At 45.7% G+C, this 14,053-nt stretch carries 15 protein-coding genes; 8 read left to right on the top strand and 7 right to left on the bottom strand.

The annotated features are described in order from the left end of the window. Positions 1-4 precede the first annotated feature (4 nt). The 5 genes from L0M98_RS08580 to L0M98_RS08560 all read right to left on the bottom strand — a co-directional run bounded on the left by L0M98_RS08580 (position 5) and on the right by L0M98_RS08560 (position 5,628). On the bottom strand, positions 5-1,051 hold the full coding sequence (locus L0M98_RS08580) for an efflux RND transporter periplasmic adaptor subunit (protein WP_227215565.1): 1,047 nt from the start codon (positions 1,049-1,051) through the stop codon (positions 5-7). Positions 1,052-1,309: 258 nt separating this feature from the next. Continuing rightward, positions 1,310-2,086: a 3'-5' exonuclease gene (locus tag L0M98_RS08575; RefSeq protein ID WP_227215564.1), complete on the bottom strand. Its 777-nt coding sequence runs from the start codon at positions 2,084-2,086 to the stop codon at positions 1,310-1,312. A 116-nt stretch (positions 2,087-2,202) separates the two neighbouring features. Further along, positions 2,203-3,327: a DNA polymerase III subunit beta gene (dnaN, locus tag L0M98_RS08570; RefSeq protein ID WP_099293095.1), complete on the bottom strand. Its 1,125-nt coding sequence runs from the start codon at positions 3,325-3,327 to the stop codon at positions 2,203-2,205. Positions 3,328-3,346: 19 nt separating this feature from the next. Next, positions 3,347-4,738: an aminopeptidase P family protein gene (locus tag L0M98_RS08565; protein ID WP_227215563.1), complete on the bottom strand. Its 1,392-nt coding sequence runs from the start codon at positions 4,736-4,738 to the stop codon at positions 3,347-3,349. 473 nt (positions 4,739-5,211) lie between these two features. Further along, a complete protein-coding gene (locus L0M98_RS08560) occupies positions 5,212-5,628 on the bottom strand; it encodes a hypothetical protein (protein WP_099293099.1) in 417 nt (138 codons plus the stop codon). A gap of 266 nt (positions 5,629-5,894) precedes the next feature. On the opposite strand from L0M98_RS08560, the gene mce reads away from it, so the two are divergent. From mce to L0M98_RS08520, 8 genes are all read left to right on the top strand, one after another. Next, positions 5,895-6,299, top strand: a complete 405-nt coding sequence (gene mce / locus L0M98_RS08555; RefSeq protein ID WP_099294652.1) for a methylmalonyl-CoA epimerase — start codon at positions 5,895-5,897, stop codon at positions 6,297-6,299. 34 nt (positions 6,300-6,333) lie between these two features. Continuing rightward, positions 6,334-7,893 (top strand): acyl-CoA carboxylase subunit beta, encoded by a 1,560-nt coding sequence (locus L0M98_RS08550; RefSeq protein ID WP_227215562.1) that lies wholly within the window; start codon positions 6,334-6,336, stop codon positions 7,891-7,893. Between the two features lie 8 nt (positions 7,894-7,901). Further along, a complete protein-coding gene (locus L0M98_RS08545; protein ID WP_227215561.1) occupies positions 7,902-8,246 on the top strand; it encodes an OadG family protein in 345 nt (114 codons plus the stop codon). 12 nt (positions 8,247-8,258) lie between these two features. Beyond that, complete coding sequence (locus tag L0M98_RS08540) at positions 8,259-8,684, top strand: biotin/lipoyl-containing protein (protein WP_099293105.1); 426 nt, start codon at positions 8,259-8,261, stop codon at positions 8,682-8,684. A 21-nt stretch (positions 8,685-8,705) separates the two neighbouring features. After that, on the top strand, positions 8,706-9,971 hold the full coding sequence (locus L0M98_RS08535) for a sodium ion-translocating decarboxylase subunit beta (protein WP_227215560.1): 1,266 nt from the start codon (positions 8,706-8,708) through the stop codon (positions 9,969-9,971). A gap of 130 nt (positions 9,972-10,101) precedes the next feature. After that, complete coding sequence (locus L0M98_RS08530; protein WP_317198022.1) at positions 10,102-11,124, top strand: threonine aldolase family protein; 1,023 nt, start codon at positions 10,102-10,104, stop codon at positions 11,122-11,124. After that, positions 11,124-11,786, top strand: a complete 663-nt coding sequence (gene mnmD, locus L0M98_RS08525) for a tRNA (5-methylaminomethyl-2-thiouridine)(34)-methyltransferase MnmD (RefSeq protein WP_317198016.1) — start codon at positions 11,124-11,126, stop codon at positions 11,784-11,786. The genes L0M98_RS08530 and mnmD overlap by 1 nt, the downstream gene beginning before the upstream one ends. A gap of 24 nt (positions 11,787-11,810) precedes the next feature. Continuing rightward, the gene (locus tag L0M98_RS08520; RefSeq protein WP_099294654.1) at positions 11,811-12,593 is read left to right on the top strand and encodes a TIGR02757 family protein; all 783 of its coding nucleotides are present in this window, start codon (positions 11,811-11,813) and stop codon (positions 12,591-12,593) included. Here L0M98_RS08520 and L0M98_RS08515 read toward each other — a convergent pair. Then, positions 12,583-13,383 carry a DUF4846 domain-containing protein gene (locus tag L0M98_RS08515; protein ID WP_227215558.1) on the bottom strand — a complete coding sequence of 267 codons (801 nt, stop codon included), beginning with the start codon at positions 13,381-13,383 and terminating at the stop codon, positions 12,583-12,585. The two genes, L0M98_RS08520 and L0M98_RS08515, sit on opposite strands and share 11 nt — an antisense overlap. After that, positions 13,384-13,935 carry a DJ-1 family glyoxalase III gene (locus L0M98_RS08510; protein WP_227215557.1) on the bottom strand — a complete coding sequence of 184 codons (552 nt, stop codon included), beginning with the start codon at positions 13,933-13,935 and terminating at the stop codon, positions 13,384-13,386. It abuts the gene before it with no gap. Positions 13,936-14,053: the final 118 nt, after the last annotated feature.

Here is a 14,053-nt window from a genome sequence, read left to right as displayed (position 1 = left end):
CCCTTTATTTTAACAGCTTTACTTTCTGTCCTTCCGTGATATAATTCACCCCGGCAACGACAATAATATCCTCGTTCGCGAGTCCCTTCTGTACCATTATCTTGTCACTCCCGAACAATTGTCCGATCTCAACCGTCTTGCTCTTCACCGTTTCGGTTTTAGGATCATACACCCACACGGAAGTCGCGTTCGTCGTCGGATTCTTGAACAACGCACTCATCGGCACGATATAACCATCGCCCTCCGCCGTTTCAATCTTCAAGTTCACCTTGCAAGAGAAACCGGGATAAATATTATGAATGTCACGAGAAAAACGACTGTCATCAATCACCAGTTTCACGGGAATACCCGTCCCGTCGGGAGAAGCGTCTATAAATTCCTTCACCCTCGCCTTGAACCAAATTCCCTTGTACGTGTCAAACTCCACGGTTACCGTCATCGGCGTGCGAGTCAGATCGACACTCGTTTCCGGCAATGTAAAACCTACTGCCAACTTATTCGGGTTCACCAGCTTGATAATCGACTCGCCGGGCATCACTTTCTGGTAATTCTCCACGAACTTCTTCTCCACGAACCCGTCAAAAGGAGCCCGCAATTTGGTATCCTCCAATGTATTGGCAGAAGTCTCGTAAGCGGACTTCCCTTTTATATAATTCGCTTCCGCGATCTCGTATTCCTGCTTGGAAATAGCCTGCATGGACAACAACCTCTTGTTCCGCTCCAACTGGGATTTTGCCGTCAAATAAGCCGCCTTATTCGCCTCGTATTGCAACTTGTAATCCAACGGGTCTACCGCGGCAATCACTTGTCCTTTCTTCACCTTCTGCCCCTCGTCCACGTTCATTGCCACCAGCGGCCCCGATAACTTAAATGCCAGATTACTATATTCCTCGGCTTCCACCACTCCCGTGTACAACTTATTAATCGCCCCCAACGACTCCACGTTCACAACTCTCACGGGACGAACAATATCCTGATACGTCTCCTTTTTCCCTTTACACCCCGCCCACAAAAAAGCAGGTATCATGCAAACCATCCATGTAAATCTCATAAATCCATTGACTATTTAATTATAAATCATTCCAACAATAGGCTATACAGCAAGGATTATGCCAAAATCCCCAACCCCACAATCTAACCCCACCTATTAATCACTTTACCTGACACATATACGGAAAAAAGCGGACAAGGTTCATCAAGCAACACGACTATTTCACGAGAACCGCAAATACAATAAAAATAGCCCTGCCCCAAAAAAAAGAAGACTATAAAAATAGCCTTCTTTTTTATACTAATAATTATATGGACATTACTTCACCAACCCCGCCGTCCTCAACCGAATCTCCGTCAGAATCTTTTTCGTGTACAACGGAAACTCCCCGTTCAGCATCCACGCGAAATAACCGGGTTGCTCTTTCAAGACTTGAACCACGGGTACGCCTTTATTTTTACCGAAATTAAAGACCTCTACCCCATCCTCGTTATACACGATAAACCCGGCAAAATCCGCCGTGTTATTCTGCGTCGAAAACTTACTCAAGAAAGCGATATCATTCTCCAACGTGTCCTGATACCGGTCCAACTGGGCTTTCAACACCTCGTAAGTAGCTGTCGTATCGGCGGCAGCCGTATGCGCGTCGTCCAAATTTTTATCGCAATAGAAACGGTATGCCGCACTCAACGTACGCTGTTCCATCTTGTGGAAAATTGTCTGCACGTCAACGAACTTGCGTTTCCGCATATCGAAATCCACGTCCACACGCAAGAACTCCTCCGCCAACAAAGGAATATCAAAACGATTTGAATTGTATCCACCCAAATCACACCCCTCGATAAAGCGAGCCAAATCCTTGGCAATCCCCTTAAATGTCGGGCAATCCTTCACGTCCTCGTCATATATCCCGTGAATAGCTGAAGCCTGTTCCGGAATGTGCATCCCCGGGTTCACGCGTACCGTCTTCTGCTCCTCTTTCCCGTTCGGCATCACTTTCAGAACAGAAATCTCCACGATCCTGTCCTTCGCGATATTAATACCCGTCGTTTCCAAATCAAAGAACACGATCGGGTTATTCAATTTTAATTCCAAGTTATCAATTTTTGATTTAAAATTTAAGATTTCAGATTATAAATCTCACCACAACGTCCAAAGCGCAAGCCCGCACAAGGGGAAATCTTAAATCTAAAATCTTAAATCTAAAATTATTAAACCATCATCGGCATCAACAACATCAACAAATCCTCGTTCTCGTTATCATTCTCGTAAGGCAAGAACAAACCGGGACGACTCGGATCGGACAATTCAAGTACCAAAGACTCCGTGTTCAAATTGGACAGGATTTCCTGCACGAAAGGAGATTTAAAGCCGATAGCCATCTCGTCGCCTTCGTACTGGCAAGTGATCGTCTCGTGTCCGGACATAGCGTAATCCACATCCTGCGCGGAAATCACGATCGTGTTGTTACTCAAATCCAACTTCACGAGATTGCTTGCCTGATTAGCCATCACGGATACCCGTCTCAACGAATTATACAACTCTTTCTTCTCGATAATAATCTTCTTCGGGTTATTCTGCGGGATCACGGAATTGTAGTTCGGGAAACGTCCCTCTACCAGCGTACAAACCATCTTGTAATTCCCGAACGTGAAGCAAGCCATCTTCTCGTTGAACTGCAATTGCAATTCACTCTCGTCCTTCGGCAAGATATTCTTCAACAGCAAAGACGGTTTCTTCGGCAATATCAAAGAGAATTGATCCCCGTCCGTCTTGGCGTCAAACCGTTTGTAACGTACCAGCTTGTGAGCGTCCGAAGCCACGAACGTGAAATTATCCGCGTTCATCTCGACCAGAATACAATTCATCACCGGACGCAGGTCATCATTAGCGGTGGCGAAAACCGTGCGGGTAATACCCTCCAGCAACATACCGCAATTGGTATTAATCGAGGTCACCCCCTCGCTCATGGCAGACTGCACCGGGTAATCCTCGGCACTCTCGCCCGGAACTGAAAATTCTCCTTTGTCCGAGATAATCTTCACCTCGTTCGTTCCGGTATTAATATCGAACGTCAAAGGTTGTTCGGGGAACTCTTTTAAGATATCCAGCAACAACTTGGCAGGAATAGTGATACTCCCCGGGGTTTCCAGATTCTCCAACTCCACCTTCGCCTCCATCGTGGTTTCCTTGTCGGAAGCCGTCGCGTAAAGCGTATCGTCTTTAGCGACCAATAAAATATTATCCAAAATCGGTTGCGCAGGCTTTCCACTAATCACCTTGCTCACCGCCTGCAACCTCGTCAAAAAACTACTACTTGATACTACAAATCTCATTATCTTACTTTTTTATCCATTACCCATTAATCGTGTTCTCAACTTCCTCTACCGTGATCGGGGCACGACGGTCACCCATGCATTTGCACCCGTCCTTCGTGATCAGAATATCATCCTCCAAACGGATACCGCCGAAATCTTTATACGTTTCGATCTTATCATACACGAGGAACTCTTGATGCAATCCCTGTTCTCTCCATTGGTCTATCAAAGCGGGAATAAAATAACACCCCGGCTCGTCCGTTACCACGAATCCCGGTTGCAACTCCCGTCCCATGCGCAAAGAAGAAGTACCGAACTGGTCAATCGGACGGGTTACATCATCGTACCCGACATAAATCTGTCCCAAATCTTCCATGTCATGAACATCCAACCCCATCATGTGTCCCAAACCGTGGGGCATAAACAAAGCGTGCGCCCCCGCGGCAACAGCGGCATTCACGTCACCCTTCATCAATCCCAAATCCTTCAAACCTTGAGCCAACACTTTACAAACTTCAAGATGCACGTGTTGATAGGTTACCCCCGGACGGGCAATTTCCATCGCCTTGTTGTTCGCCGCCAACACGATATTGTACACGTCCTTCTGCCGTTGGTCAAATCTGCCACCCACGGGAACCGTACGCGTAAAGTCCGAACAATAATTCATGTTGTTCTCCGCACCGGCATCCGTCAGCATCATCCGTCCCACGGTCAACGTTTTACTATGATCGTGATTGTGCAACGTTTCGCCATTCTGGGAAAGAATCACGGGGAAAGAAACCATACTCCCGTACGAAGCGGCAATTCCCTCGATCAACCCGGCAATATACTGCTCTTTCTGTCCCGGCAAAGCGTGTTTCATGGCAGCGACGTGCATCTCGTAACCGATGTTACAAGCCAGATTTATCTGCTCTATCTCGCACTCTTCCTTCACGGAACGCAAAGACACGACAGCCTTGATCAATTCCAATGACGCGTAACTTTTCAATAGAGAATGATTGATGCCCAACAAATCCTCGAGCAACAACATATTGTGATAGCGATAAGGCGGCAGGAAATGAATTTTACGACCTTTCCCGATCGCTTCCTTCAGCACATCAGCCAATTTAGCGAAAGGAGCCGATTGAGTGACACCGACTCCGGCGGCCAGTTCCTTCACGCTCGGTTGCGGTCCCATCCAGATGATGTCGTCCATATCCACGTCATTCCCGAACAGACAGGTTTCCCCGGAATCCACGTCCATCAACCCGGCAAACCCCGGGTGATTCAAACCGAAGAAATAAAGGAAAGAACTATCCTGACGAAATTTATACGTGTTCGACGGATAATTTGCCGGCGCTTCCTCGTTGCCGAGTATTAACACTAAACCACCGCTCATCTTCTCGATAAGTCTCTTTCTTCTATTGATATACACGTTTTTATCAAACATATCTGTATTATTTAATTATTAATTTTTTCCTGCAAAAACGAGTTGACAAGGTAGAAATTTTTTTTCAATGTCACAACCTACTAATTTTAGATTTTAAATTTAAAATTTAATTACCCGTTCGGCAATCTTTTAAATCCCTGAATCTATTGATATTCTCATTTGTCGTAAACCGAGGGAGTATATCTTCAAGACTCGGTGTGTACACAAGGAATTACAATCCCGAATAATTATCGTGAATAAATACAACAGGTACTTTTCATACCACAAATTTCATACAATTCCAAATAAAACACCATCCATTTTTTATCGCGATAGAGTATAGATGGAAGTTTCATGGGAGTATAATAGAAGATTTACCCTATAAAGTATATTTAAAGAACCACTTATATGGGATATACCCTATAATCATGGGTAGTACATTGCACAATCAAGTATAAGACTTCGCCCCACGGGTAGCTGTATTTAAAATCAATTTAACGTGCCACTTTTTTATTCCTGAACAAAAATGCCCCGAACGGCAAACATATTCCGGCGATCAATACCTGATAAGCACCATAAAGGACCCGTGTCTGTTGTGCCATCATATTTCCGGCAACAGTCATCTGGGCTCCTTCCTTGTTCAACCCGAGAGCAATCAATTGCCACATCACCGCGAAAGCGGCAAGCAAGGAAAATATCGAAGCCAAATATAACAATCCCCCGGTCATATCGTTTTTTTGCTTTCCGCGCAGCCCGAACAGGAATGCCAAAGCGAACATAATAAACGTGAACCAACCGGATGTCCGGTATCCCATAATCATACCCGAATTTCCCATCTCGTACCACGGTAAAAAAGTGGCGATCATACCGATAATCGCGATAATAAAAACTACTAATTTTTGCTTGCTCATAACTTCAATATTTTAGATTTATCCCTAATATTCGTTCAAAAAACTACAAGTTTTACGCAATTCGACCACATAGGTTATCCCCTCTTTATTTAAAACAAATATAAACTCCTTTTTTTTGAAATTATTTATCGCTTTTACTTGAAAATCGCAATAACAATGAGTAGTTTCGCGCTTTAATTATTTAACAAGGAATATCCTTGCGGAAGTTGCGTCAATTATATGCTAAATGATTATAATATAATATATAACTTTAATGTTTTTTTGTTATGAAACCGACACATATTGAACACATCGGCATCGCAGTTGCCAGCTTAGATGAAGCAATCCCGTATTATGAAAACGTTTTAGGATTGGAATGTTACGCTATCGAAGAAGTAAAAGATCAAAAAGTTAAAACCGCTTTCTTCAAGGTAGGACAAACTAAGATCGAATTACTCGAATCTACAGACCCAGAGGGTCCTATCGGTAAATTCGTGGAAAAAAACGGTGGTGGTATGCATCACATCGCGTTTGCAGTAGAAGATGTTCAAGCGGCATTAAATGACGCTCAAGCCGCCGGCTGTCAACTGATCGACAAAGCTCCGCGCGGGGGTGCTGAAGGATTGAGAATCGGATTCCTTCACCCGAAATCCACGTTCAGAGTATTGACTGAACTTTGCGGAACAAAATAATTTTAATGAACGGCCTCACATAAATCATGACAATATGACAAATCAAGATAAAGTCAAAGAATTAATCGACTTACGAGTTCAGGCAAAACTTGGAGGGGGTGAAAAGCGTATCGAATCCCAACACAAAAAAGGGAAATATACCGCGCGGGAAAGAATCGCCATGTTGCTGGATGAAGATAGTTTCGAGGAGTTTGACATGTTCGTAACACATCGTTGTTACAACTTCGGCATGGAGAAAACCAAATTCTTGGGCGACGGTGTCGTTACCGGACAAGGTACTATCGACGGACGCCTCGTGTTCGTGTTTGCCCAAGATTTCACGGTATTCGGCGGTGCCCTTTCCGAAATGTTGGCACAAAAAATCTGTAAGGTTATGGATAAAGCCATGACCGTGGGAGCCCCGATTATCGGGTTGAACGATTCCGGTGGTGCCCGTATTCAAGAGGGGGTAAACTCTTTGGCCGGGTATGCTGAAATTTTTGAACGCAATATTTTGGCCTCGGGAGTAATTCCCCAGATATCCGCCATTTTCGGTCCTTGCGCCGGAGGTGCAGTGTATTCTCCCGCGTTGACGGACTTCATCCTGATGACCGATCAATCGTCCTACATGTTCGTGACCGGACCTAAAGTAGTAAAAACCGTAACGGGAGAAGACATCAGTACTGAAGAACTGGGAGGTGCTGAAGTTCATTCTACCAAATCCGGTGTTTCTCACTTCTTGGCGGAGAACGAAGAAGAAGGAATCGCTACTATTCGCGATTTACTGTCTTATTTACCTTCCAACAACTTGGAAGAGGCTCCCATGGTGATATGCAACGATCCTATCGACCGTTTGGAAGACAAGCTGAACAGCTTGATACCGGACAACCCGAACCACCCGTACAACATGATGGAGGTTATCGAGGCTATCGTGGATAACGGTAAATTCCTTGAAGTACACAAACGTTATGCCCGCAATATTATTGTCGGTTTCTGCCGCATGGGAGGACGTTCCATTGGGGTTATCGCCAACCAACCGAGTTTCTATGCCGGGGTGCTTGATATAGAATCATCACGCAAGGCAGCACGTTTCGTGCGTTTCTGCGACTGTTTCAATATTCCTGTATTAACGTTGGTTGACGTACCGGGATTCTTGCCCGGACGTGTGCAAGAGTATGGTGGAATCATCACTCACGGTGCGAAATTGATGTTCGCTTACGGGGAAGCTACCGTTCCTAAAGTAACAGTGACTTTGCGTAAATCTTACGGTGGGGCTCACGACGTGATGTCATGCAAGCAATTGCGAGGTGACTTCAACTACGCTTGGCCGACGGCACAAATCGCCGTTATGGGAGCTAAGGGTGCTATCGAGGTGTTGTACGGTAAGGAGTTGGCGGCTATCACTGATGCCGAAGAGAAAGCCAAATTCATCGCGACAAAAGAAGACGAGTACAACACGGCGTTTGCCAACCCGTACAAGGCTGCTTCTTACGGGTATATTGATGATGTTATCGAGCCGCGTAACACTCGCTTCCGCGTGATTAGAGCCTTCCAGTCATTGCAGACCAAACGTGTTACCAACCCGATGAAGAAACATTCTAATATACCTTTATAATTTAAGATATGACCATGTTAGCTATCAATTGGGGCTACGCGCTCCTCGTTACCGGGATAGGGATGGGTACCGTGTTTTTGTTGTTGATTATTTTGATTTGGATCATTAATTTACAAACAAAAATCACGGATCGTTTGGAAGACCAAGTGAAACCCCAACCCAGTGTTACGGCACCCGCGGTAACAACCGATGCTCATCCGACGCCACATGAACAGGCTGCCATTGCCATGGCTATGCACCTGTACTTTGACTCGCATGATGAAGAACCCCACGTCATCACGATACAGGAGGTAGAAAGACGCTATTCCCCGTGGAGTTCTAAAATTTATAGCATGAGAAATCTTACCAAGTAACAATTAAAGATTATGAACAAATTTAAAATCACTATAGACGAGAATAATTTCGATGTCACCGTGAGCGTAACAGATCATAACAAGGCTACTGTTGAGGTAAACGGGATTTCATATGATGTACTTTACGAGAGCAAGAACACAACGTCAACACCCGTTGCTCGTAAAGCTGCAGCCATCCCTGCCGCCACACTGGTACATCATTCATCCTCCAACACTTCATCTAACAAAACTTCAATCAAAGCCCCGCTTCCCGGTACGATTTCTGCCATTAACGTGAAAGTAGGCGACCGCGTGAAACGCGGTGATACTTTACTCGTGATGGAAGCGATGAAGATGGAAAACAACATCATGGCTAACAACGATGGACAGGTGAAGGCTATCCATGTGACTGTCGGACAGTCTGTTTCCCAAGAGGATTCGCTTGTTGATTTGGCTTAATTCATCGTAAACTTGTTAACAATGAAACAATTAAAGAAATATCTTTTAAGCATAGCGACATTACTCGGGTTATTCATTCTTCCGTTTAGCGCGAGCGCGGAAGAGATTGATATGGGAGAAAAGGTAATGAAGTTTATAAATGACACGGGATTCGCTCATTTCGCGAACGGGAACTGGTTATGTATCATAATGATACTAGTGTCATGCGTACTATTTTACCTAGCAATCGTGAAAAAATTCGAGCCCTTGTTATTATTACCTATAGCTTTCGGTATGTTGTTGACCAACCTACCCGGAGCCGGATTATATCACCCGGAACTATTCGGTGGTGGGCATGTACATTGGGCAGATTTCGCGGATGCTAATAATGTCGGGCTATTGGACTACATCTATTTGGGTGTTAAATTGGGTATATATCCTTGTATTATTTTTATCGGTGTAGGTGCCATGACCGATTTCGGACCGCTGTTAGCAAACCCGAAGAGTTTTCTTCTAGGGGCAGCTGCGCAGATCGGTATCTTTGCTACTTTCCTTGGAGCTTTGGCGTTAGGATTCACTTACGCAGAAGCAGGTTCCATCGGGATTATCGGAGGTGCTGACGGACCGACGGCAATTTACCTGACCTCGAAACTGGCACCGGGATTGCTCGGTCCTATCGCGGTTGCGGCCTACTCGTACATGGCGCTGGTACCCGTGATTCAACCGCCCATCATGAGAGCGTTAACAACCCAAAAGGAACGGGAAATCGTGATGCAACAATTGCGTAAAGTTTCCAAGAAAGAGAAAATCGTGTTCCCTATCGTGGTAACAATCTTCGTGTCCTTGTTATTGCCATCGGCAGCCCCGCTAATCGGTTGTTTGATGTTGGGTAACCTGATGCGTGAAAGCGGTGTCGTGGATCGATTGAGTAAAACCGTTCAAAACGAGTTAATGAATATCACTACCATATTCCTCGGTATTTCCGTGGGAGCGACCACTACCGCAGCGGCATTCTTGAATTTCCAGACGTTGGCAATTCTGTTGATCGGTATTTTGGCGTTCAGCATGGGTAGTGCCGGTGGTGTATTACTGGCAAAATTCATGAACTTGTTTACCAAAAACAAGATTAACCCGTTGATCGGCTCAGCCGGAGTTTCTGCCGTTCCGATGGCAGCCCGCGTGTCACAAAACGTGGGACAAGAAGCCAACCCCGGCAACTTCCTGCTGATGCATGCCATGGGACCAAACGTGGCGGGAGTTATCGGTTCTGCCGTTGCCGCCGGTATCCTGTTATCGTTCTTGGGATAAGACAATCAACATTCAAAATAACAGAGGCTATCTCAAATAAAAATGAGATAGCCTCATTTTATTTCCCGATAATATAAATAATCACTATTTTTGTCCAAACAATTATAAATAAATTAGTTCAATTATGGGTATTAGAGGTTTCGGTAGCGACAACTTTTCAGGTGTACTACCGGAGGTTTTCAAAGCACTGGAAGAATCCGCCTACGGGCACGCTCACTCCTATGGAGAAGACTCTTACACGGAAAAGGCTGTTGCCGATTTCAAAGAGATATTCGGGGAAGACATCGATGTATATTTCGTGTACAACGGTACCGGGGCAAACATCTTGAGCCTGTCCGCCTTCACGCATTCATACAACGCCATCATCTGTGCCGAAACAGCACATATCAACGTGGACGAATGCGGGGCTATCGAAAAACAAACAGGAAGCAAATTACTGACCGTGCCCACGTTCGACGGGAAATTGAATGTCGGGTTAATCCAGAACCACATGCACCACTTCGGTGACCAACATCACGTGCAACCCAAAGTGATTTCACTCACGCAATGCACGGAATTAGGAACCGTTTATTCGCGTGACGAATTAAAAGAGATATGTGACTTCGCTCACGCCCACGACATGTACGTCCACATGGACGGGGCACGCGTGGCAAATGCCATCGCTCACTTGGGATGTTCCCCGGCAAGCATAACGAAAGAAGTCGGTATCGACGTCATGAGTTTCGGGGGCACGAAAAACGGGATGATGTTCGGGGAGGCGGTGATTTTCTTCAACACACGAATATCGAAAGAGGTGAAGTATATCCGCAAGCAATTGATGCAACTGCATTCCAAAACGAGATTCATCGCCGCACAATTTTCTGCCGTGCTGAAAAATGACCTTTGGTTGAAAGCCGCTGCCCACTCCAATGCCATGGCCAAGAACCTCGCAAACGCGGCGGAACAAATACCTTCCGTGACCCTTACTCAAAAAGTGGAAGCCAACGAAGTATTTGCCATTATCCCAAGAGATAAAATCCAAAAACTGCAAGACGAATGTTTCTTCTACGTTTGGGATGAAGATGCCGCCGAAGTGAGATGGGTATGCTCGTTCGACACGACGGAAAACGATATCGTCGAATTTGCTAACCTATTACGTCAGGAATTGTGCTGATGATGCACCGTGAGATTATCACAACGGAAGACGGGAGTACCACGTTACACGTACCGGAACTGAATGAACACTACCATTCCGTCCACGGCGCGATACAAGAATCCCGCCATATTTTTATCCAAGCCGGAATCGAGTATTACGGGCAAAACAGCATCCACATCCTTGAAGCAGGGTTCGGTACCGGGTTAAATGCTTTTTTAACCCTGCTGAACGCAAAGGATAACCAACGGAATGTCGTGTTCCACAGCTTCGAAAAATACCCGCTAACCGAAGAAGAACTGGCTAATTTGAACTACACGACTTTTTTCCCCGCGGAAGATGCATCCTTATTCAAAGAGATACATAGCTCCCCTTGGGAAAAAGAAGTTGAAATCACCCCTTACTTCACGTTGCATAAACACGAGGCCGACTTTTCAGACGTCTGTTTCACCGAACAATTCGATATCGTGTTTTTTGATGCTTTCGCGCCGGATGTCCAACCTCATTTGTGGAGCGCGGATATTCTGTCCAAATTCTATCAAGCTCTTAAACCTAACGGGATTCTGGTGACATATTGCGTGAAAGGAATCGTTAAACAAGCCTTACGGGAAGTCGGGTTCAGCTTGAAACGTCTTCCGGGACCACCGGGAAAAAGGGAGATGCTGAGAGCCGGGAAATTTTAGATTTACGATTTACGATTGATGATTATGTTTTCCAAGGAATTAAAACAGTTACTGGACGAAAAATACGTAGAATACAACAAGTCGGAATTTTTTATCGAGACTGACCCGATCCAGATTCCCAAATGCTTTGAAGAGAAAGAAGATATTGAAATAGCGGGCTTCCTTGCCGCCTCTCTCGCGTGGGGACAACGCCCCACGATTATCAAGAAATGCAAGGAACTCATGCAACTCATGGACTACGCCCCGTACGATTTCGTGATGCACGCCGACGCCGCTGATTACGAACGATTCCGTAACTTCAAACATCGCACGTTCAACAGCTATGATTGTGTCTATTTTCTTCAATCTCTTGCCAACATCTATCGTAACCGCGGGGGACTGGAGAACGTCTTCACGGAAGCCTACCGGAAACACGGGGATATGTTCGACGTTTTGCGGGAATGGCATACCGTCTTTACCTCTCTCCCCGCCGAACCACGTGTACTACGCCATATTGCCAACGTGGACAAAGGTTCCGCCGCCAAAAGAGTAAACATGTTCCTGCGCTGGATGGTTCGTCGCGACGGGGAAGTCGACTTCGGGTTATGGAAAAACATTCCCACCTCTGCCCTACTCATCCCGCTGGATCTCCATACCGGCAACGTCAGTCGTCAACTCGGTCTGCTCACCCGCAACCAGAACGACCGCAAAGCCGTGGAAGAACTTACCGCCCGCCTTCGGGAACTGGACCCGATAGACCCGATACGCTATGATTTTTCCTTATTCGGATTGGGGGCTTTTGAAAAATATAATCACATTATTCCTTAAATCGTTTCAAATCGGAAGACGTGAATCCCCACTCGGGAGTGATGATATTCCCCGTGGATTTCAAAGAATACCAAGGTGAGATTTTGGGTTCTCCCGGGTTCTTCAATACCTGTATATCCTGTGCCGGCATATAACTTTGTGCCAACAGATACAGCTTTTCCCCGGTAGAAGGTTTTTCCGCCATATCCACCACAACCACGGCATGACCGGGCGAACCGCCTTGAATAAGAACATCCCCGATCCGCATGGAAGAAACCGGTACGGGCTGCAATTCCTTGGAAAGAGATAATGTTCCGGCATAAGCAAACACGATATCCAGATAAGCCCGGAAAGTCTTGTAAGAATAATCCTTTTCTTTCGCCTTGTACCACGAAACCTGATTTCCTTTCACGCTTATCCGATATCCTTCCGCCCACTTGGTATAGTCCGCACGGAAACCGTTCGTGAAATTGAAATGTATCTTATCATACGCTTTTTGCTTGTAAAGATATTCCGCCCGTAAACGAATCACGGCATCCGCACATTGCTGCAAATTCCGCTTGCCAATCTCCATATCGACCACGGCACAGTATACCCCCGTGTCCCGTTTTTCCCGCCCATCAAAATAACGGACCTTGGTTCCACGAGGACGCAAAGGAAGATTCCTCAGATAAGCCCCGAAAGAATCTTCCCCCGCGTTTATTCTGGTATACCCCGAAGGTGGTGCGATCCGGGTTCCAAGTGTTGTTCCCTGTCCCACCCCTTGCAGGGCAAATAAACAGCATATCCCGAAAAGTATAAAATACTTCATCTAGTCAAGTAACATTCCGGCAGCCACATCCTCCGCGACTTTCTTCGAAGTCAATTGTTCAAGGATTGCCAAACCGAATTTAAAGGTATACGCCGGACCTCTGCCTGTAATCAAGTTTCCGTCCACAACCACTCCATGAGGTTGTATATCCGCCTCCGGCAAATACTCCTCGAATCCCAGGTAACAAGTCATCTGCCGTTTCCGGTCCATCTTGATCTTACTCAATACCAAAGCCGGAGCGGCACAGATTGCAGCCACGTATCCCCCTTTATCAAAATGCTTTTGTATCAATTGCACTAAAGCCGGACAGTCACCCAGATTCTTCGCACCCGGCATCCCTCCCGGACAAATCAAAAATTCGGCCTCTTCTTCCTTCACCTCATCTATCAAAAGATCGGCAACTACAGGAACCCCATGCGCTCCCGTTACTTCTTTCTTCCCGGAAATCGAAACCGTCTTTACCTCTACCGTCCCCCGACGCAATACATCTACCGTTCCAAGTGCTTCCACTTCCTCAAATCCATCTGCCAAAAATAAAAATGATTTCTTCATAATTCTTCTAGTTTTAATTGATTCTCCAAAGTTAAGAAAAAAATTACAGAAGTCTATGAGAATGAAAAAAGCCATCCGGATTTTACTTCCCGAATGGCTTTTTTATGCTTTTATAAAC

Origin of the sequence: Butyricimonas sp. DFI.6.44, from assembly GCF_022132345.1 — a bacterium.
Lineage (GTDB): Bacteria > Bacteroidota > Bacteroidia > Bacteroidales > Marinifilaceae > Butyricimonas > Butyricimonas muris.
Note: the sequence above shows the minus strand (reverse complement) of the source record. Positions and strands in the feature narration are given on the sequence as shown.